The sequence below is a fragment of the Microbacterium sp. CCNWLW41 genome, assembly GCF_037083505.1.
Map to the genome: position 1 here is coordinate 166243 of NZ_JBAOJP010000010.1, position 25485 is coordinate 191727.

Annotated in this window: 25 protein-coding genes; 14 read left to right on the forward strand and 11 right to left on the reverse strand. The window is 71.8% G+C overall.

Annotated elements, in window-relative coordinates; translation table 11 throughout:
• Nucleotide 1 precedes the first annotated feature (1 nt).
• The 4 genes from V6R91_RS29225 to V6R91_RS29240 are packed head-to-tail and all read right to left on the reverse strand — an operon-like array spanning nt 2 to nt 5184.
• Complete coding sequence (locus V6R91_RS29225) at nt 2–1444, reverse strand: MFS transporter (RefSeq protein WP_336398197.1); 1443 nt, start codon at nt 1442–1444, stop codon at nt 2–4.
• Entirely contained in the window at nt 1437–3950 is a 2514-nt protein-coding gene (locus V6R91_RS29230) for an ABC transporter permease (RefSeq protein ID WP_336398198.1), read from the reverse strand. The genes V6R91_RS29225 and V6R91_RS29230 overlap by 8 nt, the downstream gene beginning before the upstream one ends.
• Nucleotides 3947–4693 (reverse strand): ABC transporter ATP-binding protein, encoded by a 747-nt coding sequence (locus V6R91_RS29235; protein ID WP_336398199.1) that lies wholly within the window; start codon nt 4691–4693, stop codon nt 3947–3949. Before V6R91_RS29235 ends, V6R91_RS29230 begins: the two co-directional genes overlap by 4 nt.
• A 17-nt stretch (nt 4694–4710) precedes the next feature.
• Nucleotides 4711–5184, reverse strand: a complete 474-nt coding sequence (locus tag V6R91_RS29240) for a GNAT family N-acetyltransferase (RefSeq protein WP_336398200.1) — start codon at nt 5182–5184, stop codon at nt 4711–4713.
• Between the two features lie 98 nt (nt 5185–5282).
• Between V6R91_RS29240 and V6R91_RS29245 the strand changes: the two genes are divergently transcribed.
• The 6 genes from V6R91_RS29245 to V6R91_RS29270 all read left to right on the forward strand — a co-directional run bounded on the left by V6R91_RS29245 (nt 5283) and on the right by V6R91_RS29270 (nt 10156).
• On the forward strand, nt 5283–5936 hold the full coding sequence (locus tag V6R91_RS29245; RefSeq protein WP_336398201.1) for a TetR/AcrR family transcriptional regulator: 654 nt from the start codon (nt 5283–5285) through the stop codon (nt 5934–5936).
• Nucleotides 5937–5978: 42 nt separating this feature from the next.
• Entirely contained in the window at nt 5979–7007 is a 1029-nt protein-coding gene (locus tag V6R91_RS29250; RefSeq protein WP_336398202.1) for an NADPH:quinone reductase, read from the forward strand.
• Between the two features lie 268 nt (nt 7008–7275).
• Complete coding sequence (locus tag V6R91_RS29255) at nt 7276–7848, forward strand: alternate-type signal peptide domain-containing protein (RefSeq protein WP_336398203.1); 573 nt, start codon at nt 7276–7278, stop codon at nt 7846–7848.
• A gap of 95 nt (nt 7849–7943) precedes the next feature.
• On the forward strand, nt 7944–8540 hold the full coding sequence (locus tag V6R91_RS29260) for a hypothetical protein (protein WP_336398204.1): 597 nt from the start codon (nt 7944–7946) through the stop codon (nt 8538–8540).
• On the forward strand, nt 8537–9457 hold the full coding sequence (locus V6R91_RS29265; RefSeq protein ID WP_336398205.1) for a hypothetical protein: 921 nt from the start codon (nt 8537–8539) through the stop codon (nt 9455–9457). Before V6R91_RS29260 ends, V6R91_RS29265 begins: the two co-directional genes overlap by 4 nt.
• Nucleotides 9458–9484: 27 nt before the next feature.
• On the forward strand, nt 9485–10156 hold the full coding sequence (locus V6R91_RS29270; RefSeq protein WP_336398206.1) for a signal peptidase I: 672 nt from the start codon (nt 9485–9487) through the stop codon (nt 10154–10156).
• A 44-nt stretch (nt 10157–10200) separates the two neighbouring features.
• On the opposite strand, the gene V6R91_RS29275 is transcribed toward V6R91_RS29270, so the two are convergent.
• Nucleotides 10201–11691 carry an HNH endonuclease signature motif containing protein gene (locus V6R91_RS29275; RefSeq protein WP_336398207.1) on the reverse strand — a complete coding sequence of 497 codons (1491 nt, stop codon included), beginning with the start codon at nt 11689–11691 and terminating at the stop codon, nt 10201–10203.
• A gap of 205 nt (nt 11692–11896) precedes the next feature.
• On the opposite strand from V6R91_RS29275, the gene V6R91_RS29280 reads away from it, so the two are divergent.
• Both V6R91_RS29280 and V6R91_RS29285 read left to right on the forward strand, forming a co-directional pair.
• Entirely contained in the window at nt 11897–13288 is a 1392-nt protein-coding gene (locus V6R91_RS29280) for an AAA family ATPase (protein ID WP_336398208.1), read from the forward strand.
• 48 nt (nt 13289–13336) lie between these two features.
• Nucleotides 13337–15379, forward strand: coding sequence for a VWA domain-containing protein (locus V6R91_RS29285; protein ID WP_336398209.1), 2043 nt, complete (start codon nt 13337–13339; stop codon nt 15377–15379).
• Nucleotides 15380–15431: 52 nt separating this feature from the next.
• Here V6R91_RS29285 and aztD read toward each other — a convergent pair whose 3' ends face one another.
• From aztD to aztB, 4 genes are read right to left on the reverse strand one after another with little or no spacing between them, the layout of a single operon-like run.
• Complete coding sequence (gene aztD / locus V6R91_RS29290; RefSeq protein WP_336398210.1) at nt 15432–16640, reverse strand: zinc metallochaperone AztD; 1209 nt, start codon at nt 16638–16640, stop codon at nt 15432–15434.
• Nucleotides 16641–16666: 26 nt separating this feature from the next.
• Entirely contained in the window at nt 16667–17590 is a 924-nt protein-coding gene (gene aztC, locus V6R91_RS29295) for a zinc ABC transporter substrate-binding protein AztC (RefSeq protein WP_336398211.1), read from the reverse strand.
• Entirely contained in the window at nt 17587–18819 is a 1233-nt protein-coding gene (locus V6R91_RS29300; RefSeq protein ID WP_336398212.1) for an ABC transporter, read from the reverse strand. Before V6R91_RS29300 ends, aztC begins: the two co-directional genes overlap by 4 nt.
• A 56-nt stretch (nt 18820–18875) precedes the next feature.
• Nucleotides 18876–19718, reverse strand: a complete 843-nt coding sequence (gene aztB, locus V6R91_RS29305) for a zinc ABC transporter permease AztB (protein WP_336398213.1) — start codon at nt 19716–19718, stop codon at nt 18876–18878.
• A 56-nt stretch (nt 19719–19774) separates the two neighbouring features.
• On the opposite strand from aztB, the gene aztA reads away from it, so the two are divergent.
• From aztA to V6R91_RS29335, 6 genes are all read left to right on the forward strand, one after another.
• On the forward strand, nt 19775–20539 hold the full coding sequence (gene aztA / locus V6R91_RS29310) for a zinc ABC transporter ATP-binding protein AztA (RefSeq protein WP_336398214.1): 765 nt from the start codon (nt 19775–19777) through the stop codon (nt 20537–20539).
• Between the two features lie 36 nt (nt 20540–20575).
• Nucleotides 20576–21838 (forward strand): DUF2254 domain-containing protein, encoded by a 1263-nt coding sequence (locus V6R91_RS29315; protein WP_336398215.1) that lies wholly within the window; start codon nt 20576–20578, stop codon nt 21836–21838.
• 333 nt (nt 21839–22171) lie between these two features.
• Nucleotides 22172–22336: a hypothetical protein gene (locus tag V6R91_RS29320; protein WP_336398216.1), complete on the forward strand. Its 165-nt coding sequence runs from the start codon at nt 22172–22174 to the stop codon at nt 22334–22336.
• 81 nt (nt 22337–22417) lie between these two features.
• A complete protein-coding gene (locus V6R91_RS29325; protein ID WP_336398217.1) occupies nt 22418–22732 on the forward strand; it encodes a TraR/DksA family transcriptional regulator in 315 nt (104 codons plus the stop codon).
• A gap of 73 nt (nt 22733–22805) precedes the next feature.
• Nucleotides 22806–23006 carry a hypothetical protein gene (locus V6R91_RS29330; RefSeq protein WP_336398218.1) on the forward strand — a complete coding sequence of 67 codons (201 nt, stop codon included), beginning with the start codon at nt 22806–22808 and terminating at the stop codon, nt 23004–23006.
• A gap of 103 nt (nt 23007–23109) precedes the next feature.
• A complete protein-coding gene (locus V6R91_RS29335; protein ID WP_336398219.1) occupies nt 23110–23826 on the forward strand; it encodes a head GIN domain-containing protein in 717 nt (238 codons plus the stop codon).
• Between the two features lie 41 nt (nt 23827–23867).
• Here the strand turns inward: V6R91_RS29335 and V6R91_RS29340 are convergent, their stop codons facing one another.
• Nucleotides 23868–24503 (reverse strand): cyclase family protein, encoded by a 636-nt coding sequence (locus V6R91_RS29340; protein ID WP_336398220.1) that lies wholly within the window; start codon nt 24501–24503, stop codon nt 23868–23870.
• 77 nt (nt 24504–24580) lie between these two features.
• Nucleotides 24581–25438 (reverse strand): NmrA/HSCARG family protein, encoded by an 858-nt coding sequence (locus V6R91_RS29345; RefSeq protein ID WP_336398221.1) that lies wholly within the window; start codon nt 25436–25438, stop codon nt 24581–24583.
• Nucleotides 25439–25485: the final 47 nt, after the last annotated feature.

Genomic DNA, 25485 nt, shown 5'->3' on the forward strand with positions numbered 1-25485 from the left:
CTCAGCGCGGATCGGCGGGGCGGGCCTGCCCCGCCCGGCGCCGCGCCGCGCCGGGGATCCGCAGGGCCGGGAAGGTCAGCATCGCAATGAGGATGGCTGCGGCGGCACTGCCGGCGGCGGCGAGGTGCGCGGCCGCGAGGCCCGCGTCAACGGCGGCCGCGCTCGTACCGCCGGCGTCGACCGTCGCCGCGTACGCCGCCGCGTTGGCGGCGCCGAAGACGGCGATGCCGATGGCGCCCCCGATCTGCGCGGTGGCCGATGCCAGCCCCGAGCTCACTCCGGCGTTGCGCGCGGCCATGCCGTCGGCGATGACGAGGGTGGTCGGCGTGAAGCTGAACGCGACGCCCGTGGCCGCGAGGATCAGCACCGGCAGGACGCGCCAGATGTACGGCGCGCCGGCGTCGATCGACGCGAACAGCAGGTGCGCGACCACGAGCATCCCGAGCCCCGCGAGCACGACCTTCTCGGGTCCGAAGCGACGGAGGACGCGCGGCAGCACGAGGGTGCTGACCGCGAACCCGGCGAGGGACGTCGGCAGCATCGCGAGTCCGGCGACGGCGGGGGCGTACCGGAGGACCTGCTGGATGAGGAGGGCGACGAGCACGAAGCACGCGATGCGCGCCGCACCCCCGAGCATGTTCACGACGATGCCACCGGAGACCCGCGCGTCGCGGAGCGCGGACGGGGAGAGGATCGGGTCTGACGCGCGCCGCTCCACGAGCACGAACGCGAGTCCGGCACCGACCGCGGCGAGGGCCGCCATGATGACCTCGGGAGAGATGAGACCGGCATGGGGCGCGGCGAGGACCGCGTAGACGACCGCGACCGCGGCGACGGTGACCAGGGAGGCGCCCGTCGCATCGAACGAGCGCCGCGATCCCTTCTCGTCGACCGGGAGCATCACCCAGCCCGCCAGGAGGATGGCGGCGGAGAAGGCGGCGGTGACCACCATCACGCTGTTCCACCCGAACGCACCGGTGAGGATGCCGCCGACGGTGACGCCGAGCGCCCCGCCGACGGTGGATGCCGCCCCCCACCAGCTCATGGTCCGGGTGCGGTCCTCGCCGGTGAAGCGCGCGAGGATCACCGACATGGCCGCCGGGCTCAGCATGGCCGCCCCGGCTCCCTGGAGCAGCCGCGCGCAGATGAGCGTCACCTCGTCGGCCGCCAGGGCGCCGACGACGGATCCGATGGTCAGGACGGCGGCGCCGGCGAGGAACATCCGCCGGCGCCCCACGATGTCGGCGGCGCGGCCAGAGACGAGCAGCAGCCCTCCGAACGTCAGGAAGTAGGCGTTGAGCACCCAGGCGGTGGCGGTGGCCGAGAGGTCCAGGTCCTCCGCGATGGAGGGCAGCGCGACGTTCAGGATGCTGGAGTCCATCATCACGACCAGCTGGGCGGCGACCAGCGTGAGCACGAGGGACAGCCGGCGGTTCTCAGACATGGGCGATCGCCTCCAGAACGGGGAGCCGCGCCGCGCGGCGGGCGGGGGCGAGGCCCGCGACGAGCCCGGCGACGGCGACGACGACGACGAGCGCGACGAGTTGGTCGACGGGGATCACGATCCCCAACGGCGCGATCGTCGACAACGCGCCGACCGCGGCGAACGCGGCGCCGATACCGAGGGCGAGCCCGGTGACGAGCGCGACCACCGCGACCATCACCGCTTCAGTCTGCACCATCAGCGCCACCCCGCCACGGAACATCCCCACGGAGCGGAGCAGTCCGATCTCACGCGTGCGTTCGACGATCGACAGGGCGAGCGTGTTGGCGATCCCGAGCACGGCGATGACCATCGCGAAACCGAGGAGCACTGTGACCAGACCGAAGATCTGGTCCACGGTCTGCGTGCGGCCGGCGATGACGGCGGCCTGGTCGCGGACCTGCACCGTCGGGTGGTCGTCGAGCGCCGCTCCCAGCGCCGCCGTCAGCTCCGCGGGGGTCGTGCCGTCGGCGGCGGTGACGAAGATGCTCGCGTCCATGTCTTCGGTGAACAGCCCGGCGTAGGTGTCGAGCGACACGAAGTAGTCGGTCTGCAGCGCCTGGGCGGGGCTGTCGGCGATGACGCCGACGATGGGGAGCGAGCGCTCGCCGGTGCGGGCGAAGGTCATCGGCAGTTCGTCGCCCACTCCGAGCTCGCGGTCGGCCGCGACGCGCTCGGCGATGATCACACCGCCTCCCGTCAAGGCCCCGAGGCTGCCGTCCACCATCCGGATGCCGGCGACGTCGGCGATGCGCTCCGGGTCGAAGGCGGTCAGTGCCGACGTCGACTCGCCGTCCTTCCAGTGCCCGTATTTCAGTCGCGTCGCGGTGCCGACCTCCGCAACGCCGAGGACCTCGTCGTACACGGACGCGTGCACCCCGCCGAGCATCTCCTGGCCGGCGCTCTCGATGACGACGTCGGCCGAGATCACCTCGCGGTACTGCGCGCCTGTCGCCGCCTTCACGGATGCTCCGACGACCGAGACGAACGCCATCAATGCAAGTCCGAACGCGAGCGCCATCACGGTCGCTGACGTCCGCCGGGGCGCGCGCAGGGCGGCGTCCCGGGCGAGTCGCCCCGGCACCGTGCCGGCGCCGGCGCGACCGACCGCCGCGACCAGCGGCCGCAGCGCAGCGGGACCCGCCATGACGACCCCGACGAGGGCGATGATGAGACCCGCGCCCAGCAGCACGACGGGCGCCCCGAACGTGGGCAGCGCGGCGACCACCGCACCGACGGCGAGCAGCGCCGCACCGGTGATGGTCCGTCCGCGACCCACGCTGCGCGCCTCCGCGGCACCGGCGCGCATGACGGCCAGCGGCGACACGGTCGCGGCGCGCCGCGCCGGGCCCACAGCCGACGCGACCGTCACCACGGTGCCGACCGCGAGCGCGATGAGGACGGTGCGCGGCTGGACGACGAGGTCGCCGTCGGGGATGCTGACGCCGAAGGTGCGCGACAGGCCGCGGAGGCCGTACGTGCTGGCGATGCCGAGCACCACTCCGGCTGCGGCGGCGACGGCTCCCACGACCAGGGCCTCGACGAGCACCGACCCCGCGACCTGCGCGCCGGTGGCGCCGGCGGCGCGTGCCACCGCCAGTTCGCGCGTGCGCTGCGAGATGACGATGCCGAACGTGTTCGCGATGAGGAAGGCGCCGATGACGAGCGCGGCGACGCTCATCGCCACGAGCACGATCTGCAGCATCTCGAGGTTCGAGGCGGCTTGCTCGGCGCCGGCGGCGGCGAGGTCCTGCGCGGTGGCGACCTGGACGTCGCCGCCGAGCTCGTCGGCCAGGAGCGGCTGGAGATCGCCGACGGGGAGGTCGGAGGTGATGAGGAGCTCGCTCAGCCCGTCGCCGAGACCGAGCGCGGACTGTGCGCCGGCGAGCGTCGCGAGGGCGACGGCACCCACTGGCGGCCCGTCGGCCTCGCCGAATCCGACCAGTCCGACGATGCGGGCGTCGACGCGCTGCTCGCCGACGACGGTCACGCGATCGCCGACGCCGAGGCCGAGCGCATCCGCGGTGGCCTTGTCGAGGGCGACCTCACCCGGGCCCGACGGGGAATCGCCGTCGAGCAGGGGATAGGAGCCGATGGGCGGCGCGACCCAGGTGGAGAGCTGGATGCCTCCGAGGTCGGTGGCATCCCGCTCCAGACGGGCGGCGCCCTTGGCGACCGGCACCGCGGCGGTGACATCCTGGATGGCGGCGACCTCCTCGAGGACTCCGGCGGCGAGCGGATCCCGTTCGACCTCCACGCCCATACCCGAGTCGAACGCGGTGGCGGTGCGGACCGTCACGTCGGCACCGGCGGCCGCCGTGGCGAACTGGTCGTCGAAGAGCTTCTGAGCGGTGTCGTTGAGGATGAGGCTGCCCGAGACGAAGGCGACCCCCAGCATGACGGCGATCACCGTCAGGGCGAGGCGAAGGCGGTGCGCGACGAGCTGGGCGAGGGCGAAGCGGATCATGCCGCCACCTCCACTGCGGCGTCGAAGCGAGCCATCCGGTCGAGCACGCTCGCGGCGGTGGGGTCGTCGAACCCATCCACCACGGCGCCGTCCGACAGGAACTCGACCCGGTCGGCGAACCCGGCGGCCGAGGGGTCGTGCGTGACCATCACGATGGTCTGACCGAACTCGCGCGCGGCGCGGCGCAGGAAGGTCAGGAGCGCCTGAGAGGCGCGGGAGTCCAGGGCACCCGTGGGCTCATCGGCGAACACGACCTCCGGGCGGGCGGCCAGGGCGCGGGCGACGGCCACCCGCTGCTGCTGACCGCCGGAGAGCTCGGCCGGTCGGTGGGTGAGGCGGTCGGCGATGCCGAGCGTGTCAGCGAGATCGTTCACCCAGTCACTGTCGGCCCGCGCCCCGGCGAGGCGGAGGGGCAGCTCGATGTTCTCCCGCGCCGTCAGCGCGGGAACGAGGTTGTACGACTGGAAGATGAACCCGATGCGGGTGCGCCGCAGGAGCGTGCGCTGCTTCTCGCCGAGCCCGGTCAGTTCCAGGTCGCCGAGACGGATGCTTCCCGAGTCGACCGTGTCGAGCCCGGCCATGGCGTGCATCATCGTCGACTTGCCGGACCCCGAGGGGCCCATGATGGCGGTGAACCGGCCGCGCGCGATGGCGAGGCTGGCACGGTCGAGGGCGCGGACGGCGGCGGGCCCCGACCCGTAGGTCTTCACGAGGTCGGCTGCCTGAATGGCGATCGTGGTCATGATTCTTGCTCCCGTTGTCAGTGGATGGTCGTTGTCAGGTGTCGGCGGTAGCGGTCGGGCGTCCAGGAGGCCGCCATCTTCGTGCTCAGGGTCGCGCCGAGGCGTGCGTAGAAGCGCTGGCCGGCGTGGTTGTCGAGCCTCACGCCCCACACGACGAGCAGATCGTCGCGGGAGGCCAGACGCGCGGCCGCGTTCATCAGCCGGCCGCCGACGCCGTTGTCGCGATGGCCCGGCCGGACATAGAGGTCGTCGAGTGCGAGGAGGTCTCGGCCGCTCCACAGGTGCAGGCGGCGCACCATCGACGTGAACCCGACCGCCTCGCCCTCGGCCTCGGCGATCAGCACGGTCACCTCGGGACGCGCCAGCAGGGTGCGCCACTCGGCAGCGCCGACGAGGACGTGCTCCAGCGAATCCTCATGGGCGGCGAGTTCCCGCACCATCTCGTCGAGCACCGCGGCGTCCTCGGGCGTCGCTTCCCGGATCTCGGACATCTCAACTCCTTACGGTGTAGTCATATCTCTTTACGGTGTACGGATACGTCGTACATGATGCAGCGTACGATGTACGCTGTCAAGCAGGAGGTTCGGAATTGGCAGAAAAGCTCTCACAGCGCGTGATCGCCGACGCGGCCCTGGCGGCGATCGACGCGAACGGCGTGGACGCCCTGAGCATGCGCAGACTGGCGCAGGATCTGGGCACGTCCGCGATGTCGCTGTACACGTACTTCGCCGACAAGGACGCCCTTCTCGACGCCGTCGCGCAGTTGCTGCTCGCCGAAGTGGACACGCCCCCCGAAGACGTCCACTGGCGCGACGCGATGCGGTTCATCATGCGCTCGGTGCGTCATGTCGCGATGCGCCACCCGAACGCCGCGCGCCTGATCCATAGGTTCCCGCCCCACACCCCCGACGCGCTCGCGTTCGTGGAAGCAGGCTTCCGGTCCTTCCGCCGTGCGGGTTTCGACGCGCTCAGCACCGCGCGCTGCTACCGCGCACTCGCCGCCTACTCGCTCGGCACGCTCGACATCGACGTCGGCGGCTACTTCTCGCCCGAGGCGAGGGCGATCACCCCGCCCATCCGAGACAGCATGCAGGATGCCAGTGCCGAGAAGCTGCTCCCGCTGGTCACCGAGATCGGCCCGACGCTCGCCGGGCAGGACGACGCCGCCGAGTTCGAGTACGGCCTGGAGCTCCTGCTCGACGGGTTCGCCGACGCCATGAGCCGCGCCGGGCGGCCGGTCTAGCGATCGGAAATGCCCGCGGTCGCCGCCGCGTTGGCTTGTCGCATGCGATCGATCGTCTACTCCTGCACCGGCAGCTCGTCCGTCCTCTCGCTCGCGGAGCGGGAGCCCGCGGAACCCGGGCCCGGGGAGGTCCGCGTGAAGGTCGCCGTCTCCGGGGTGAACCCGACGGACTGGAAGGCGCGCGCTTCCGCCGGATCCACGCCGGCGTTCGACGAGGTCGTGCCGAATCAGGACGGCGCCGGAGTCGTGGACGCCGTCGGCGAGGGCGTGATGGAATTGGCGGTCGGCGACCGTGTGTGGCTGTATCTCGCCCAGCACCAGCGACCCACCGGCACCGCGCAGGAGTTCACGGTCATCCCCGCTGAGCGCGCCGTGAAACTGCCCGAGGGGATCGGCTTCGATGTCGCAGCGAGCCTGGGCGTGCCCGCGATGACGGCGCACCGGGCGCTCACGGTGCACGAGTTCGGGCCGGCACGGCTGTCGCCGGGATCGCTCGACGGGCGGGTCGTGCTAGTCGCCGGGGGAGCGGGTGCCGTCGGGCACGCCGCCATCCAGCTCGCGGTGTGGGCGGGGGCGACGGTGATCGCGACGGTCTCGAGCGAGGAGAAGGCCGCGCTCGCGCGAGCCGCGGGCGCCGACCACGTCGTGAACTACCGTGACGGCGACGCCGTCGGGCGCGTCGCCGCGCTCGCGCCCGGCGGCGTCGACCACATCGTCGAGGTGTCGATCGCGCAGAACGCCGATCTCGACGGGCAGGTCGTCGCCAACCACGGCTCGATCGCGTACTACGCCGACAACGGCGGCGCGGCCGCCACGATCCCGGTGCGGCCCACGTTCGCGAAGAACGTGCGGCTCCAGGGTCTGCTGCTCTACACCGTGGGGGATGCCGCGCTCCAGGCCGCCGCGGAGGACATCACCGCTGCGCTGCGCGACGGTGCGCTTCCGGTGGGTGAGGCAGCGGGGCTCCCGCTCACGTGGTTCGCGCTCGAGGAGACGGCGGCCGCCCATGACGCCGTCGAGCAGGGCGCGGTGGGCAAGGTGCTGATCGAGGTCTCCGGCGACAACCGCTGACCGCTGGGCGATTAGCACACCGAACCCGCGCGAAAAGTGCGTTCGGGATGTTCTTGCGCTGATCTTGCGGTTCGGATGGGATCGCTCCCACGGTCACGCAGATCTTGCGGATGCCTTGCGGGAGCGCTGGCGGTCACTCGGCCGGACGTTGCGGCGCGGGCTGAAGACTTTCATCGTGCTCGAGGAGCGATCGGGAGACCGGCCGCGCAGGTCCCGGCACCTCTGACTCCGCAGATGAAGAGCGGGCTTCCCGCGAAAGGACACTCCCATGAAGAAGATCGTCAAGGCCTCCATCGCCACTACCGCCGGCGTCATCCTGCTGCTGGGCGGCGCGGGCACGTTCGCCACCTGGAACTCGTCGGCGTCGGCGCAGGGTGCGTCGATCGTGTCGGGCAACCTGGTCGTCGAGGCCGCGCAGGCCGAGGGAACCTGGACCGCCAACGGCTCGCCGATCACCATCGCCGACTACGCCGTCGCTCCCGGCGACGTGCTCACCTACACGAAGACGATGAAGGTCGGTGCCGAGGGCGACAGCCTGAGCGCGACGCTCGCCCTGACCGATTCGTCGATCGCACCCGCCGACGCGGGGAACCCCGCTGATGTGGCGCTGGCGGGCTACCTCACCGACTCTGCCGAGCTCACCGCCTCCGGCACCGGCATCAGCGGCACCGGCCCGACGTTCACCGTCACCCCGGGCGCCGGCGTCGTCAGCGAGGACGTCACCGTCACGGTCACCATCGCCTTCCCGTACGGCGACGTCGTCGGCGGCAACAACGACGCGATGAACGGCGCCGTCACCCTCGACGCGCTGACCGTCAGCCTCACGCAGGACGTCGAGTAATCCGAAAGGGCCCGCCTCCGAAGAGGCGGGCCCTCCGGCGGACGCCGCCCGCTCCGCCCCCTTCTCCCGCTGCGACACCGACCGAGGACCCCGCCATGACCCGCCGCCCCCGCCGCCATGCCGCACAGCACGACACCCGTCGCGCTACGGCGCCCCGGCGCCTGCTGCTGGGTGCGCTGGGCGCCGCCGGTGCGATCGTCCTCGGCGTCCTGGCCGGCGGGGGAACGTTCGCGATCTGGACGGCGGCGGCGCCGGCGGCATCCGCCGTCACGCTCCGTGCCGGATCGGCGGGCCTCACCGCCTCGCCCCTCGAGCTCTCGGCCACCGATCTCTACCCGGGCCGCACCGTCTGGGCACCGACCACCGTGCGCAACACCGGCACCACGGCGCTCGCCCTCGCGATCGACCCGGTGACGAGCTCGGCCGGCGCCACCGCCTTCACGGCGGCGGTCGCCGTCACCGCCGGCACGGCCGCGTCGGCCGCGGACTGCACCGCCGGTCGAGTGCCGGCGACGGTGACCACCCGGGTCGGCGCCGCCACCGGTTCCGACCTGCAGCTCACCCTCGCCCCCGGCGCCTCGCACATCGTGTGCATCGGCGTCGGCCTGCCGCACGATGCACCGGCGGACGCGGCCGGGGGAGCGGCATCCGTCCTCTCGCTCACCGTCTCCGGAACGCAGGTGCACCGATGATCCGCCGTCGCCACCTCGGACCGATCGCCGCGCTCGTCACCCTCGCTGTGCTCGGCGGCGCGGGTGGGGCGACCGCCGCATGGGTCGCGAGCGCGTCGGTGTCGGCGTCCACCTCGTCCGCGGCCGTCGCCACCACGCTGGCGCAGACGGGTGCGCTGACCACGACGTACCGCTACGCCGGCAGTCGTTCGACGGCGGTCGTCGGCGAGCTCACGATCACGAACGCCGGCGGTGCGCCGCTGTCGTATGCCCTCGCCAACCGGGTGACCGGCAGCACGACGCTCGCCCAGAAGACCACCCTGCGGCTGTGGACCGGCACGTGCGGTGCGACGGCTCCCGTCGGCGCGGTCGTGACGACGCTCGCCGACACTGCTCCCGCGCTGCCCGCGGCGGCACGCACACTCGCCGCCGGTGCGAGCGTCAGGGTCTGCGTCTCGACGCAGATCGAGGGCGCCACGAACGCGGAGCTGCAGGGGCAGAGCGCAACCGCCACCTTGAGCGTCACCGGCGCGGTCGGCGCGCACTGGACGACGTCGGCGACCGCCGCCTCGATCACGCAGACCGCCTACCGGCTGGCCGCCGCCGGCACACCGACGTGTCTGCGTGAAGGTGGACGCGACATCCGCCTGACGTGGAGCGCCCCCGCTCACCGCACCGACACCGCCGCCATCTCGTACCGCCTGTACGACGTCGCGTCCGGAGCCACCGTTGCGACGGTGACGAGCGCCGATGCGACGGTCTCGGCTGTGTTGAGCGGCACCGCGATCGCCCAGAACGGCACGTACTCCCTCGCCGTCGAGGCGACCGAGACCTCGGCCTCGGGGACGACGGCGTCCGCGAGCGCGCCGGTCGAGGTCACCCGCACCACGAACCCGTCGGAGTCGGCTCAGTCCGGCCCCCGTTACCACTGCGCCTGAACCCCTGCGAGATCGATTCCCATGACGATGACCACCGAAGCTCCGCCGCACACCGCGTCCGTTGAGACGATCGCTGACGCGGCGCCCACCGGCCGCGCCGCGTCTCGTCGGCGCGACGAGGGCCAGAGCCTGCTGCACTACCTCGCCGTGTCGCTGAGTGCGTCGATCCTCGTGCTGCTGCTCGGCGTGGCCGTCGCGGTGGTCGGTCTGCCGGTCGTGGTCGGGGGCAGCGCGATGACGGTGCTGACGCAGTCGATGGAGCCGGGGCTGCCGCCGGGGACGCTCGTCGTCATCCGGCCGACGCCGGTGGACGACATCCGCGTGGGCGATGTGATCACGTATCAGATCCGGTCGGGCGAGGCGGCTGTCGTGAGTCATCGCGTGGTCTCGAAGACGTATGCGGATGGCGAGCTGACCTTCATCACGAAGGGCGACAACAATGACGCGGTCGATCCGGAGCCGGTGAGGTCCGTGCAGGTCCGCGGCACGCTCTGGTACAGCCTGCCGCTGCTGGGCTGGGTGAACAACGTCCTCAACGGCTCGAACCGCACCATCGTGCTCGCGGTCGTCGCCGGCGGGCTCTTCCTCTACGCCGCGATCTCGATCGTCGCGGCCGCGCGTGATCGACGGAAGAAGGGGACGACGGATGCCGCGACCCGCGGCCCCGCGACGGACGAGGCTCTCGTCTCCGAAGGATAGAGGGCGACCCGCGGCCCCGCGGCGCACTCGGCGCCGGCACGCCGCTATCCGGTGGGGTGGAGTCTTCGACCTGGAGGAGCGAGGTCGCCGAAGTCGTAGCGTCGAGCGACCCGCATGGGGAGCGGGACGGGCGGCAGACCGGGGCGATGGAGGACGAACTCCTCCGTGCCGTCGCGGGTGATGCGCCACCGATGATGATGCAGGTTCATGTGGTGGAACGCGCAGAGCAGGATGCCCCGATCGACGTCGGTGCGGCCGCCGTGCGCGTACGGGTCGATGTGGTGCGCCTCGCAGTACGAGGCGGGTCGGTCGCAGTCGGGGATGCGGCATCCGCCATCACGGACCGCCAACGCGACGCGCTGTGCCGGGCTGAACAGTCGTGCTTCGCGGCCGAGGTGGAGCGGATTGCCGGACGGGTCGAGGGTGACGGTGACCGTCGCGGTGTAGCAGGTTCGAGCCGCGATGACCCAGCCTGGCAGCGTCGAACCGGTGTCTTCGACGAGGGCGACCGCCGGCCGTCCGGTCATGGCGCCGTCGTGGGCATCCTGGGTGGCGACGATGCGGATGCCGGCCTGTCGCGTGCCGAACACCGTCGAGGCGTCGGCGAGCGCGCCGGCCCGGATGATGTCCATGATCAGGTCGTAGGCGATCTGATCGTTCGTGCGCGGATCGTCGGAGAGCTCCTGAGCCCGCGCCGCCTCGTCGGGATCGACGAAGCGCGGTCCGCCGCGACGCGGGCGCAGCGCGGTGGCGATGATGGTGTCGATGCCGACGGCGCCGACGTCGTCGAACGTGAAGCTGCCGCGGCGCACGCCGTCGCGGTCGGTCCAGGTGCGGAAGGAGCGCGCGTCGAACCGCTCGTCGAAGCGGCGCTGCGCGCCCTCGGGGTCGAGCACGTCGCGGACTGCGCGAGCAGCAGTCCCGAGTTCTTCGACGGTGCGCACCTGCGCTTCATCGACCAGCTGCTGTGCCGCGAGCGCCCACGCGTCGTGCGCCGCCGTATCGTCGGCGTGTTCGTCGTCGACGCCCGCGGGCGGATCGCCGAGACCGCGGAAGATGGCGTCGTGCTGCGCGGACGTCAGCGTGCCCACCAACAGGGCCTCGCCGAGCGGGGCGTGCCAGGGCGGCGCAGCCGACGTCGTGCACGCTGTCCCCGAGTCGCCGCCGGCGTCAGCGTCGGGAGGCGCTGACACGATCGATGTCGCCATGGCTTCCCCGATGCGCACCGGCTTCGTCGCGTCGGCGCGGGTGCTGCCAGTCAGGTCTTGGATGAGCGACACGGCGGACCGGTGCCCGTTCTTCTGTGCGAGGCCGCTGTGACCGGCATCCCTGGTCGAGCGCGCCGCGACGACGCCCGACGCCGCGATACGGACGGACTCTCCGGCGCGCACGAGCGTCGTCGCGCTCCGGATCACCCGCAGGAGTTCGTCGTCGCCGAGTCCGTGCACGGTCGCCGGAATCCGCGCGGCATCGCCGTCTCCGAGGGCGTCCTGCAGGGCGCTGATCGCGTCCTGCAGATCGGAGAAGATGTCCATATTTCATTGTGGCATGAGCCTCAGACACTCGAAGATATATACGACTAGCCTATGGATTCACGCGCAAGCCCACCGTCCGCAGGTGGGGGCGGTCGCACCGAATCATGGGCGGCCCCACCCATCCAAACCCCGTCCCCGACCCCGTCCCCGAGAATTTCCCTCGGTCCGGCCCTCGCCCCGCCGCAGCAGGCGTAGCCTCCCGGGCATGACACCTTCGCCTTCGGGGATCACGACGGCCGGGCAGCTGCGCGCATCGGGTCACACCTACCGGCCGGTCCGCATCGAGCTGCGCGAGAACCTCCTCCGCGCCCTGGCGGACGGCGAAGACCCGTGGCCCGGCATCCACGGGTTCGACGACACCGTCATCCCGCAGCTCGAGCGGGCGCTCCTCGCCGGTCACGACATCGTGCTCCTCGGGGAGCGTGGGCAGGGCAAGACCCGCCTCCTGCGCAGCCTGGTCGGACTCCTCGACGAGTACAGCCCGGTCATCGAGGGGTCGGAGCTCGGCGAGCATCCGTTCCACCCCATCGCCCCGGCATCCGTCCGCCGCGCCAGCGAACTGGGCGACGACCTGCCCATCGCGTGGCGCCATCGCAGCGAGCGGTACGCCGAGAAGCTCGCCACCCCCGACACGTCGGTGGCCGACCTCATCGGCGACGTCGACCCGATCAAGGTGGCCGAGGGGCGCTCGCTCGGCGACCCCGAGACGATCCACTACGGGCTCGTGCCGCGCAGCAACGGCGGCATCGTCGCGATCAACGAGCTGCCCGACCTCGCCGAGCGCATCCAGGTGTCGCTGCTGAACGTCATGGAGGAGCGCGACATCCAGATCCGCGGATACGTGCTGCGCCTCGACCTCGACGTGCTCGTGGTCGCCACCGCCAACCCCGAGGACTACACGAACCGCGGCCGCATCATCACGCCGCTGCAGGACCGCTTCGGCGCCGAGATCCGCACGCACTACCCCCAGACGATCGACGAGGAGATCGCCGTCATCCGCCAGGAGGCCGACCTCGTCGCCGCCGTTCCCGAGCACCTCCTCGAGATCCTCGCGCGCTTCACGCGAAATCTCCGGGAATCGGATGCCGTCGATCAGCGCGCCGGCGTATCGGCGAGGTTCGCGATCGCCGGCGCCGAGACGATCGCCGCGGCGGCCCTGCACCGCGCGACACGGCAGCATGAGGACGTCGCCGTGGCCCGGCCCGTGGACCTCGAGACCGCCGTCGACGTGCTCGGCGGAAAGATCGAGTTCGAGACGGGGGAGGAGGGGCGCGAGCGCGCCATCCTCGAGCACCTGCTGCGCACCGCCGTCGCCGACACCGCCCGCGCGCACCTGCGGGGGCTCGACGCCCGCGCGCTCGCCGACGCCCTCCATGACGGCGCCACCGTGATGACCGGCGAGCAGGTGCGGGCGGCCGATGTGCTGGCCGCCATGCCGGTGCTCGGCGAGTCCGATCTCTACGACCAGGTCGCCGAGCGCCTCGGCGCGCAGACCCCGGGCGAGCGCGCGGGGGCGCTCGAACTGCTCCTCGAGTCCCTCTACCTCGACAAGCGCATCGGCAAGGACAGCGCGGGCGGTGAGACCGTCTATGGATGAGCGGATGCCGCGCCCAGGCGTCTCCACGCCGGGAGGAGGCATCCGGTAATGCCCCGCTCCTTCCATCGCACCCCCGCCCATACCGCGCGGTATGGGCGCTACACCGGCGGCGACCCGCTCGCGCCGCCGGTCGAGGTGCAGTCCGCGCTCGAGGCGATCGGGCGCGAGGTGATGGAGGGGACCTCTGCCGACCGCGCGCTGCGCGAGTACCTCCGCCGCGGCGACCGCGACCGGCTCGGCCTCGACGACCTCGCCCGGCGTGTCCGCGAGCGCCGGGCGGAGCTCACGCGGCGGCACCGCCTCGACGGCACGCTCGAGGAGGTCAGGAAGCTGCTCGACCGGGCCGTGCTCGAGGAGCGCAAGCACCTCGTCCGCGACGTGAACCTCGACGACACCACCCGTGCGTTCGCCGAGATGCGGCTCGGGAACCTGCCGCCCAGCACCGCCGCGGCCGTCAACGACCTGGCCGACTACGACTGGCAGAGCCCGAGCGCCCGCGCCGACTACGACCGGATCCGCGAGCTGCTGGGCCGCGAGCTGCTGGATCAGCGGTTCGCCGGTATGAAGAACGCGCTCGAGAATGCGACGGATGCCGACCGCCAGGCGATCCGCGACATGCTGAACGACCTCAACGCCCTGCTCGAGAAGCGCCGCCTCGGCGACGACACGCAGGAGGACTTCGACCAGTTCATGCGCAAGCACGGGGACCAGTTCCCCGAGAACCCGCAGAACCTCGACGAGCTGCTCGACACGCTCGCCGAGCGCGCGGCGGCGGCGCAGCGGATGCTCAACTCGATGACCCCCGAGCAGCGCGACGAACTGTTGAGCCTCGCCGAGCAGGCGTTCGGCTCGCCCGACCTCATGCAGTCGCTGTCGCGCCTCGACGACAATCTGCGCTCGCTCCGGCCCGGCGAGGACTGGACGGGTTCGGCATCCTTCTCCGGGGATCAGCCGGCGGGTCTCGGCGAGGCGACCGGCATCATGCAGGACCTCTCCGACCTGGATTCGCTCACCGACCAGCTCGGCCAGATGTACCCCGGCGCGCGCATGGATGACATCGATCTCGACGCGCTCGAACGGCTGATCGGCCAGGATGCCGCCGTCAGCGCCCGCACCCTGCGGGAGCTGGAGCAGGAGCTGCGGGACACCGGGATGCTGCAGCGGGCGTCCGACGGACAGCTCCGGCTCACCCCGCGGGCGATGCGGCAGCTGGGGCGGGCGCTGCTGCGCGACATCGCCACGCGGCAGTCCGGTCGCACCGGCCGCCGCGAGACGCGCAACGTCGGCGCCGCCGGCGACCGCACCGGCTCGACGCGCGAGTGGGCGTTCGGCGACACCGAGCCGTGGGACATCCCACGCACGGTGTCGAACGCAGTGCTGCGGACCGTGCTCGACGGAGCGGATGTCGCGGCCGGCGTGCGGCTCGACACGCGGGACGTCGAGGTCGTCGAGACCGAGCAGCGCACGCAGGCCGCGGTCGCGCTGCTGGTCGACACGTCGTTCTCGATGGCGATGGACGGCCGCTGGCTGCCGATGAAGCGCACCGCGCTCGCGCTGCACCACCTCATCTCGACGCGGTTCCGCGGCGACAAGCTGCAGCTGATCGCGTTCGCCCGGCACGCCGAGGTGATCGACATCGAGCAGCTCACTGCGAAGGACGCGGTGTGGGACAAGGGCACGAACCTGCAGCACGCGCTGCTGCTGGCGCAGCGGCACTTCCGCCGCAACCCCACCGCGCAGCCGGTGCTGCTGATCGTGACGGACGGCGAGCCCACGTCCCACCTGCGCACCGATGGGAGCGTGTTCTTCGCGTATCCGCCCGACCCGCACACGGTGGCGGCCACGGTGCGCGAGCTCGACACCGTGCAGCGGCTCGGCGCCCAGACGACGTTCTTCCGCCTGGGGGAGGATCCGGGCCTCGCCCGCTTCATCGACGCCCTCGCCCGGCGCGCCGGCGGGCACGTCGTGGCGCCGGAGCTCGACGACCTCGGACGCGCGGTGGTCGACAGCTACCTCGGGGCGCGGAATACAGGGCGAGGTTCACCCGAGGACTTCGGCGACATGCTCCAGGGGCGGAGCTGGTGGTGGTGAGTCCGCGAGCGAGGGCGGGCCATCGAGCCCGCCCCCGCTGCGGCTAGCCGCCTCAGCCGGCCGCCACGGCGATCTCGTTCGGCGCGATGTCGAGGGTGGCCGTCGCCACGATCTCGCCCGTCGTGAGATCGACGGCGTGGATCTCGTCGGAGGCGGGCTCGGTCACGTAGGCGATATCGCCCTCGACGACGATCGCGGGATGCGGATCCTGCCACTCGGCGGGACCCTCCCACGCCTCGATGACGGGGAACGCGTCGACGATCTCGCCGGCGGCCGGGTCGAAGACGTGCACGGAGCCGTCGGTCGCGAGGATGTAGGCGAGATCCTCGGGCCCGCGCGCGATGTCGCGGAACGTGTACTCGACGCCCTCGGGAAGGTCGACCACCTCGAGCGTGCCGGCCTCGGTGTCGATGACCGCGACCGCACCGAGGAGGTAGCCCTCGGCATCCGGATCGTTCTTGTAATCGCCGACGACGAGCGGGCTCGTCTCGCTCACGTACGCGTTGCCGATGCGGCCGTAGGGCTGGTCAGGGGCGTCGAGCTTGAGGATCTCGCCGTCGCGGTACAGCAGCGCGCCGTTCTCGCAGCCGAACACGACCGCCTCGTCGGCCGCGGTGCCTTCGCCGTGCACGCCGGGGCAGGCGTCGCTCGTGGCGATCACCGCGCCGGACTCGTCGCTCGCCGAGATGCCGGTGCGTCCGTCGGCGTCGCCGACCGTGGTGAGGAAGGTGCCGTCCTCGAGCACGACCGAGACACCGTGGTGGGCCTCCACGCCCGGGATCGTCTCGGTCTCGGGCAGCTCGCCGGAGGAGGAGAGCAGCGCGTCGGTGTCGAAGATCGTCGTGTCGCTCGTGCCATCGGCGTAGAGGATCGTCTTGCCGCCGTGGCGGACCACGTGGCCGGGGGCGTCGGCCTCGAAGATCAGATCCGTGAGCTCGGGATCGTCCGTGCTTCCCGCCGCGGTGTCGAGCACCTGGAAGCCCTCGCTCATCGTGACGAACACGTGGCGCCCGTCGCCGGACGGGTTGAGCCGGGTGAACTCCTCGGCGGTGAAGTCGGCGACCGGCTCGAGGCTCTCGCCGTCGAGAACGACGATGCCGCCGTCGTACGAGACGGCGATCCGCGACCCGGCGGCGTCCGACGGCGTCTGGACGCCGCTGCCGACGGACGCGGATGGCGCCGACGAACAGGCCGCCAGGGTCGCGACGGCACCGGCGGCGACGGCGATCAGGCCGGCGCGACGCAGCGTGCGTGTGCGCATGGGTGTTCCTCTTTCTCGGTGGGGGCTCATTGCGCGAGCCCGGTGACGATGCGCTGCGTGTTCTCGCGCATCATGTTCAGGTAGTCCTCGGCACCGCCGCCTTCGGCGGTGAGCGACTCGGTGTACAGCTCGATGACGTCGACGTGCAGGTCGGTCTCCTGCGCGAGGGCGTGCATCAGGCGGTCGGGCGAGGACGACTCGGCGAACACGGCGGCCACGTCGTTCTCCTCGATCGCCGACACGAGGTCGGCGAGGTCGGACGCGCTCGGCGCGGCGAGTGTCGTGCCGCCCGGGATCGCGGCGCCCACGACGCGGAACCCGAAGCGGTCCGAGAGATACCCGAACACGTGGTGGTTCGTGACGAGCGCACGGCGCGGGGCGGGAATCGTCTCGAACGCCGCGGACATGTCGTCGTCGAGCTGCCGGAGCTCCGCGAGATAGGCGTCGACGTGCGCGTCGACGACGGCGCCTTCCACCCCCGGGAGTTCCGACAGGCGCGGGCCCAGCGCCTCCACCACGTCGATCATGCGGGCCGGGTCGGTCCAGAAGTGCGGGTCGGGGGTGCCCGCGGCGTCGCCGGTGGCGTAGTCGAGCACGTCGATCGACTCGCCGGCGACGAACCTGTCGACCCCCTCGGCCGCGGCGGCGTCGAGGTGCTGCTGCAGCCCCTCTTCCAGGCCCAGGCCGTTCGACACCAGCAGGTCGGCGGCGCGCAGGCGCGCGGCATCCTGTGCCGAGATCTCGAACGAATGCGGGTCGGCATCCGGCCTCATGAGCGTCATCACCTCGACGTCGTCGCCCGCGAGCTCGCTCACGACGTCACCGAGGATGTTCGTCGACACCACCACGAGCGGGCGATCGTCGGCCGTCGGCGTGCAGGCGGAGAGGACGGATGCCGCGACCGCAGCGCTCAGCAGGGCGGCGAGCACTCCGGGGCGCCGGCGGGTCATCGGCCGGTCTCCGCGAGCAGGGCGGGCGACGTCGGCGTCTCGAACGTCCTCGAGATGCGGGCGGCGTCGGCGTAGTCGATCTCGTACACGACGTGCTCAGCGGGCCCGTTGAGGTACGCGCGGGGCTGGTCGGCGATGAGCGTCGGGTGGGCGGCATCCGTCGCGAGCGATTCCGCGACCAGCGGTTCCGTCTGCGACAGCAGCGCCCCGGTCGCACCGTCGATCACGAGCACCCGCCCGTCCGCGCCGAGCGCGAGCACGTGCTGCGCCTCATCGTCGATCGCCGTCGCCTGCACGATCGGCCGATCGACGGGCAGCAGAGTCCAGCTGCGCTCGCGGGTGTCCAGCAGCCAGATCGCCCGGTCTCCCGCGGTCCCCGCGACGGTGGGGCGGCCGCCGCGTCCCGCGAGCGTCGTGGCCGGGGGAGCGGTCGACACCTCGGGATACGGGATCCGCTCGAGCTGGACCTGATCCTCGACGAGGGTCGCGAGCAGCGCACCGTCGGCGCAGCCGATGACCGCGCCGACCCGCGTCGTGACGGTGCCCCGCGCCTGGGTGCAGTCGGCGGTGGCGCCGGGCACCCCGTCCTCATCGAGGACTGTGACGGATGCCGCGACCCCGCCCTGCGGCTGTGTCACGAGCGCGTACGACCCGATCGGCACGATCATGCCGTCGTGCGGCTCGGTCTCGAGGCGGAAGCGCTCGACGAGCTGGCCCCGCGACATCGCCGCGGTATCGAGGAGCACCGCTTCGCCGCTGCCGGCGAAGAAGACGCCGGTGCTGCCGGTGGTGGACGACAGGGTCGTCGCCACTGTGGCCGGTCCTCGGCCCGGCACCTCGCCGAGCATCGCCGGTTCGGCGAGGTAGTAGTGGAAGTGGTCGACGTGGTCCCAGGTCCACCGGCCGCTGTCGATGACCGCGACGCCCTCGCCGCTGTCGGCGAAGACGTAGCGGCCGTCGGTGCTCGCCCGAGATGAGGACGGCACCTCGCCGAGCTCGGCCACGGTCTCGTCGAGCAGGTCGAGCTGACGCACCGTGCCTGCCGGGTCGATCGTCACCAGGGCGAGCGGCGGCTCGCTCACCTCGGTCGCGCCGTCGACGGCACCGTGCCCGCTGGATGCCGGACTCGCGGCGGGCACGCCGGCGCCGGCGCCGGCGCAGCCGGTGAGGACGAGTGCGGTGAAGGTGAGCGTCGCGGTGCGCGCGGCGAGGCGGGAGCGGTGGGGCACGGGGTCTTCGTTCCTTCGTGGGGTGGTGGCGGGCTGGGCGACCACCGGGCTGGGCGTCACGCGTACGTCACCTGGGCGGCTTGCGTGCGGTCGTGGAGGCCGCGCCCGGCCCACGACGCGGCCGCGAGGAGGATCGCGGTCAGGGCGATGGAGGCGCCGGCGGCGGTGCCCGCGTGCCACGACAGCAGCAGGCCGAGCACGACGGCGCCGACGCCGAAGACGCACGCGAGAACCATTGCGGACGGCAGTCGGCGGGTCCAATGACCGGCGGCGACCGCCGGCGCGATGAGCAGGCCCACCACGAGCAGCGAGCCCACGGCCTGGTACGACGAGACGATGGCGAGCGTGACCAGGCCGACCAGCGTCGCCTGGGCGAGTCTCGGCCGGAGCCCGAGCACGGCCGCGACGCGCGCGTCGATCGCCAGCGCCACGAGTGAGCGGTGAGCGGCGGCGGCGACCACGACGCCGATCCCGGTCGCCCACGCGAGGACCGCGAGGTCGTCGGCTGAGATCGCCAGGATGTCGCCGAAGAGGATGGCCGTGGCATCCGTCGCGAAGCTCGCCGAGTGCGAGACGACGATCACGCCGGCAGCGAGCATGGCCACGAAGAGCATGCCGATGCTGGTGTCGTACGAGAGCCGGCCGCGCCGCTGCAGCGCTCCGATCCCGAGGCTCATCGCGACCGCGCTGACGGCGGCGCCGAGGAGCACGGGCGCCCCGAGCAGGGTCGCCACGGCGACGCCGGGGAGCATGCCATGGCCGAGCGCCTCGCCGAGGAACGCCATGCCGCGGGCCACGACCCAGGTGCCGACGACGCCGCACAGCACGGCCACGAGGCTGCCGCCCACGAGGGCACGCTGGACGAACTCCAACGCGAACGGATCGGTGATGAGGGGCACGAGCGACGACCGTAGCGTTAATGAGAATGATTCTCAAAATCGGCTAGGCTGACGTGGTGTCCCTCCGTAACTCGTCCGTCGCGGCTCTGTCCTTGCGTGGGGTCTGCGTGGACTACGCCGGGTCTCCGGCCCTGCTCGGCGTCGACGTCGAGGTGGCCGCGGGCGCGCTGACGGTGATCGCCGGCCCGAACGGAGCGGGCAAGTCGACGCTGCTCGAGGTGCTGGCCGGAACGATCGCACCGCGCGCCGGCAGCGTCGAGATCCTCGCCGCGTCACGCGCCTTCGTGCCACAGCGGACGGCCATCGCTCCGACCCTGCCGCTCACCGTCCGAGATGTGGTCAGCGTGGGAGCCTGGGGCCGCGTCGGCGCGTGGCGCCGGCTCGATCGCGCGGCGCGGGAAGCGGTGGATGCCGCCCTCGAGCGACTTGAGCTCACCAGCCTGCAGCGAGCGGCCTTCGGGGCGCTGTCCGGCGGCCAGCAGCAGCGGACCCTCCTCGCGCAGGGGTTGGCGCGAGGGGCCGACACGCTGCTGCTCGACGAACCCACGAGTGCCCTCGACGTCGACAGTGCGGAGTGGATCGTGCGGGCGATGAGAGCGGAGGCGGATCGCGGCGTCGCCGTGGTGTGCGTCAGTCACGATGACGCGGTGATCGACGCGGCGGATGTCGTCATACGCCTGGAGTCGGGTCGTGTCGGCGCGCGGGGTGGGGTGGGCGACGGCGGGGATGCTGCAGAGTCGGAGTCGATGGCGGCGAGCGCGGGGTCCGCAGTGGAAGCGAGCCCTGTCAAGCCACTGCGGCACTCCGAGCGATCGAAGTAGCCTCCTCACACGACGACGCGTAGCGGAGGGCACAGCGTGAGAACCGGGCGGCTCCAGAACCTCTGGCGGAACATCTCGAGCAGCTTCTGGTTCGTCCCGTCTCTCGCGGTGGCGGCAGCCCTCGTCCTCGCGGGCGTTCTGACCGGTGTCGACGCCCGCCTGAGCGGCCTGGATCACTCGTCGGTCCCGTGGCTGTTCGGCGGAACGGCGGATGCCGCACGCAGCGTCCTGTCGACCATCGCCGGTTCGCTCATCACAGTCATCTCCATCGCGTTCTCGCTGACGGTGATCGCGCTGCAGCAGGCATCGTCGCAGTTCTCGCCTCGCGTCATGCGCCGGTTCACGGGGGATCGCGTCAACCAGATCGTGCTCGGCGCCTACATCGGCACCTTCGTCTACTCGCTGATGGTGCTGCGGGAGGTGCGCAGCCCCGAGGAGGGCGCGTCCGGGTTCGTCCCCGCCCTCTCGGTCTCGGTCGCCATCGCGCTGGCGATCGTGTGCGTGGGCCTGCTGATCCTGTTCATCCACCACATCTCGCAGATGCTGCAGGTCGACCTCGTGGAGCGGCAGATCCACGACGAGATGCTCGAACGACTGGACCACCTCTATCCCTCGATGGTCGGCGAGCCAGCGGCGGCAGAGGATGCGGCGGCGGGGGATGCGGCCGAGGACGCGGCGGGGGAGGACTGGGAGATCCGGTCCACCGAGACCGGGTTCGTCCGGTCGATCGACGATGCGGCGCTCCTGAACGCTGAGCTCGAGGGAGTCACGCGCGTGCGCATCCGGGTTGCTGTGGGAGCGTTCGTCGCGCACGACGACCTGCTCGCGACCGTCGCCGGTGCGCCGGCGGATGCCGCGGAGACGACGCGCGCGATCCGCAAGGCCGTCGTGATCGACGCGACCCGCTCTGCCGAGCAGGATCTGCTCTTCGACGTGCGGCAGCTGGTCGACATCGCGCTCCGAGCGCTCTCACCCGGGATCAACGACCCCACCACGGCCGAGCATGCGCTGTACTACCTCGGCGACCTGCTGGGGAGGCTCGGGCAGCGCGCGTTCCCGTCGCCGGTGCGCACGGCGCCGGGTGGCGGCATCCGGATCATCGTGGCCCGTCCCGGCTGGGACGACTTCGTCGCGGCGTCGTTCGATCAGATCCGCGAGAGCGCGCGCGGCAACGTGCATGTCATCGACGTGCTGCTCGATGTGCTGCGCCGCCTGGAGCACGCGGTGCCCGTGGAGCGGGTCCCGGCCGTCCGCGCGCAGACCGCCCTCGCCATGGCGGAGCGCCGCGACGCCCGGTAGGCGGCGCGGCGGGTCCGGGCGGTGCCGCGGGCTCCTCACGACGAGGAGCCCGCGCCGTTCGTCAACCGGACGCGCCCTTGCGTGGCTTGATGAACGCCCGTGACTCCGCGCTCGCGCGCTTCTCGGCGCGCTTCTCCTTCAGCGATGACTGCGCGACCTTCTTCGCGCCGCGTGCTCGCGGTGATCTGTCTGACATGACGACTCGCTTCCCCTGGTCGGCTGGCGGGTGAACCCCTGACCATAGCCGACTTCCCAGGAAAGTCAACTCGTGCGACTCGCGACAGAAAAATCCGCTGACTTGCCTTTTTCTGGAACCGGGCTATGGTGATGGCCATGACCACGATGGCCCGCCCGCACCGCATGGAGCGTCCCACCGACGCCTCCGTGGTGACGGCAGTGGCCGACATCGCCGGCGCCCGTCACGAGGTGCTGCCGCCCCGGCGGAGCGGCGCGGATGGACTGCGCGTGCAGTCCACCCGTCGCGTCGCGCCCCCGTAGCACCGGTCCCTTCGATCGGTCCGAACCGGACACCCTGCGCGTCGCACCTGCGGCGCTTTTTTTGTACCCAGAGGAGCACAGATGTCCATCGAAGCCACCGAGTCCGTCTCCCTTGCCGGCCTCCAGCGCGAGCTGGAGCGGCAGCTCGAGGAGCGGCTCGCCGTCCTTGCCGAGCTCGAGCCTTTCGCGCTTCCGAGCGTCGACCCCGTCGCCTACCAGACGGCGGCATCCCACCGCGCGGTCGTCGAGCTGATCACCGCGGCGCTGAATCGGATCACCCAGGGCACGTACGGCCGCTGCACCCGGTGCGGACGGCAGATCGCGCCCGCGCGGCTCGAAGTACTGCCGTACGCAGCCGCCTGCATCGAATGTCAAAGCCATGCCGAAGCCGCGTAACCGCAAGCCCGTCGCCATCCCATCCCTCCCGCCGGTGGCTCGAGCCGCCGGGGTTCTGCACGGAGAAGCTGCGATGACGACCCTTCCCGCCCGGGTTCTCGCTCGCGCGGGCAGGATCCTGCATCCGCGCGGCGACCGTCCGGTCGTGCATCGCCGGCTCGTCGATCGGGGCTCCGAGCGGCCCCCCGGCGGCGCCGGTGCTGCGGGCGCCGCGGACGCCGGCCCGGCGCGGGCGTTCCGCGGAACGACCGCTCGCTTCGTCGCGCTCGGCTGACCGGCCGAGGGCGCGGCGGGGGGACCTTCGGCCCATGACGCGTGGCGGGCGCTGGCTTGACTGTGTGGCGGCGCCTCGTCGCCGACGAAGGGAACGAGCTGCGATGAACAGAATCGGATGCCGCACCCTCGGCGTCGCTCTCGTGACCGCCGCGTCCGCGCTCGCGCTCTCGGGGTGCTCGCTGATGATCCCGGTCGGGCCGATGACCTCCGAGGAGCGGGACATCGGCGACGTGTCGCAGGTGGTGCTCGACACCTCCGGTGATGTCGTCGTGTCGGAGGGGGAGCCGTCACTCACCGTGCACGCGCCGGAGGGGGTGATCGAGCGCCTCACGTCCGAGGTGGACGGCGACACCCTCGTGCTGGCCGCCGAGCCCGGCCTCACGATGGGGTTCAGCGACGTGCGGTACGAATTGACTCTGCCACGGCTCGAGCTGATCGAGTTGAACGGCTCCGGCGATGTCGAGGCGACGGTGTCGACGGACGGCACCGTGCACCTGGACCTCGACGGCTCGGACGACGTCGACTGGTCAGGGCTGGACGCGGATCGCGTCGAGGTGCGGCTGTCGGGTTCGGGCGACGTCGTGCTGACGGGTTCTGCCGTCGAGCTCTCCGTCGACGTGGAGGGCAGCGGCGCGGTCGACGCCGAGCAGCTCGAGGCGCGGGATGCCGTCGTCACCCTGTCGGGGTCGGGCGAGGTGGACGTCTCAGCGAGTGAGAGCCTCGCCGTTGACCTTTCGGGCAGCGGGCAGGTGTCGTACTCCGGCGACCCGAGTACCGACCTGCGCGTGTCGGGTTCCGGGGACGTCGTGCGCCGATGAACGCGCGTCGAGGCGCGGCCTACACGGTGAGGGTTGCGTGCTCAGTCGACGAACGCGACTGCCCGCACGGGTGCGCCGTCTCCTGCGAGCCGTAGCGGGAAGAACCCGACCCGCACCCGCGCGGGGAGGCCGTCGAGCCCGCACACGTTCTCGACGATGAGCCCATCGCCGCTGAGCACGACGTCGTGCACCGGAAAGCCGCCGTCCGACCCGGTGGGGTCGGGGCTCAGCGTGTCGACCGCGAGCACTCGCATCCCTCGCGTCATCAGCTCTCGTGCGGCGGACGGATCCAGTGACGGATGCCGCAGCCCCCGATCCGTCCCGAACCACTGCGCCCAGCTGGTGTCGATGACGATGATCGCGGGCAGCGTCTCGGGGAGCGCACCGTCTGCGGTCAAGGCATCCCATCCGTAGCGCTCGCCGTCGCCGACGCCGCGGACCCGGATCAGCAGCGCGTCCGCGAGCAGCTCGTCGAGCGCGACGTCGGCCATCGTCCGGCCGCCCGGCACGGTGTGCGCCGGCGCGTCCACGTGGGTGCCGGTGTGCGAACCCAGGTCGAGGTGCGCGACGGCGACTCCGTCCTGCGAGAGCGTGAGGGCCGGCCGGATGGCGACCGCCGGGTCGCCGGGGTAGACCATCATGCCGTCGTGGATCGGGTGACTCAGGTCGCGCAGCATCCGTTCATCATGCCTCTGCCTCCTCGCGCGCGGCACCCAGCCTCGGCCACGGCACGATGGTGCGGGGGACGGATGCCTCAGCTCGTCGCAGCCAGCCAGGTGCGCACGTCCATCGCCTCGGGGAGGATCTCGCGCGTCTCGGCGGGATCCGCACGCAACGGGTTGTCGTGCAGCCAGCGCCACATGGTGATCAGGTCGTCGCCGACGAATCGGCGGAAGAGGAACAACGGCATGGGGAAGCGCGGCGGCTTCCGCCCGCGCACTTCGCGGTAGATCTTTCTGCACTCCGAGAGGGATCTGACATCCGCCACGAGGTTCAGGCTCCGCCCGACGAAGCGCTCCGGATCGGCGAAGGCCTTCGCGGCGATGGCCCCGACGTCACGCACACTGATCCACGTGACGCGGTAGTCGTCGCCCAAGAGCTTCGGCATCGTGTACCAGGTCGAGCTCTGCGGAAAGTACGCGGCGTCCGTCATGAGCTCCATGAAGGCCATCGGTCGCAGGACGGTCAGCGGTAGGCCGAGCCGGCGGAACCCCTGCGCGATCTCGATCTTGGCGTCCCACTGCTCGATGCCCCGCTTCTGGTCGTCGAGTCCGGCCGAGCCGTAGACGACGTGCTTCACGCCAGCGCGCGCAGCGGCTTCCCCGACGTTGCGGCCCTGGCCGATCTCGACCTCGATGGCGCCGGAGCGCGGCAACTGGACGCTGTACACGCCGTAGGCGCCGGCGAATGCCGCGTCGAGCGACGCCGGATCCTCGAGGTCGGCGCGGACGATGTGAGCTCCCAGACGCCTCAGCTCAGCCGCCTTCTTCCCATCGGGCGTGCGGGTGATCGCGCGGACGGTCCAGCCACCTTCGAGCAGGTGGCGCACAACCTGACCGCCCTGGCGGCCCGTGGCACCGAGGACCGCGATCGTTCGCCCCGCCGTCGACATGGACGTCACTTCCCACGTGAGAGTCGGCGCGCCGTCGCGCCTGTCGT

Bases quoted from the DNA above. Each gene is read 5' to 3' on its own strand.
- V6R91_RS29225 (WP_336398197.1), bottom strand. From the start codon at position 1,444: ATGTCTGAGAACCGCCGGCTGTCCCTCGTGCTCACGCTGGTCGCCGCC.
- V6R91_RS29230 (WP_336398198.1), bottom strand. From the start codon at position 3,950: ATGATCCGCTTCGCCCTCGCCCAGCTCGTCGCGCACCGCCTTCGCCTC.
- V6R91_RS29235 (WP_336398199.1), bottom strand. From the start codon at position 4,693: ATGACCACGATCGCCATTCAGGCAGCCGACCTCGTGAAGACCTACGGG.
- V6R91_RS29240 (WP_336398200.1), bottom strand. From the start codon at position 5,184: ATGTCCGAGATCCGGGAAGCGACGCCCGAGGACGCCGCGGTGCTCGAC.
- V6R91_RS29250 (WP_336398202.1), top strand. From the start codon at position 5,979: ATGCGATCGATCGTCTACTCCTGCACCGGCAGCTCGTCCGTCCTCTCG.
- V6R91_RS29255 (WP_336398203.1), top strand. From the start codon at position 7,276: ATGAAGAAGATCGTCAAGGCCTCCATCGCCACTACCGCCGGCGTCATC.
- V6R91_RS29260 (WP_336398204.1), top strand. From the start codon at position 7,944: ATGACCCGCCGCCCCCGCCGCCATGCCGCACAGCACGACACCCGTCGC.
- V6R91_RS29265 (WP_336398205.1), top strand. From the start codon at position 8,537: ATGATCCGCCGTCGCCACCTCGGACCGATCGCCGCGCTCGTCACCCTC.
- V6R91_RS29270 (WP_336398206.1), top strand. From the start codon at position 9,485: ATGACCACCGAAGCTCCGCCGCACACCGCGTCCGTTGAGACGATCGCT.
- V6R91_RS29275 (WP_336398207.1), bottom strand. From the start codon at position 11,691: ATGGACATCTTCTCCGATCTGCAGGACGCGATCAGCGCCCTGCAGGAC.
- V6R91_RS29280 (WP_336398208.1), top strand. From the start codon at position 11,897: ATGACACCTTCGCCTTCGGGGATCACGACGGCCGGGCAGCTGCGCGCA.
- V6R91_RS29285 (WP_336398209.1), top strand. From the start codon at position 13,337: ATGCCCCGCTCCTTCCATCGCACCCCCGCCCATACCGCGCGGTATGGG.
- aztD (WP_336398210.1), bottom strand. From the start codon at position 16,640: ATGCGCACACGCACGCTGCGTCGCGCCGGCCTGATCGCCGTCGCCGCC.
- aztC (WP_336398211.1), bottom strand. From the start codon at position 17,590: ATGACCCGCCGGCGCCCCGGAGTGCTCGCCGCCCTGCTGAGCGCTGCG.
- V6R91_RS29320 (WP_336398216.1), top strand. From the start codon at position 22,172: ATGACCACGATGGCCCGCCCGCACCGCATGGAGCGTCCCACCGACGCC.
- V6R91_RS29325 (WP_336398217.1), top strand. From the start codon at position 22,418: ATGTCCATCGAAGCCACCGAGTCCGTCTCCCTTGCCGGCCTCCAGCGC.
- V6R91_RS29330 (WP_336398218.1), top strand. From the start codon at position 22,806: ATGACGACCCTTCCCGCCCGGGTTCTCGCTCGCGCGGGCAGGATCCTG.
- V6R91_RS29335 (WP_336398219.1), top strand. From the start codon at position 23,110: ATGAACAGAATCGGATGCCGCACCCTCGGCGTCGCTCTCGTGACCGCC.
- V6R91_RS29340 (WP_336398220.1), bottom strand. From the start codon at position 24,503: ATGCTGCGCGACCTGAGTCACCCGATCCACGACGGCATGATGGTCTAC.
- V6R91_RS29345 (WP_336398221.1), bottom strand. From the start codon at position 25,438: ATGTCGACGGCGGGGCGAACGATCGCGGTCCTCGGTGCCACGGGCCGC.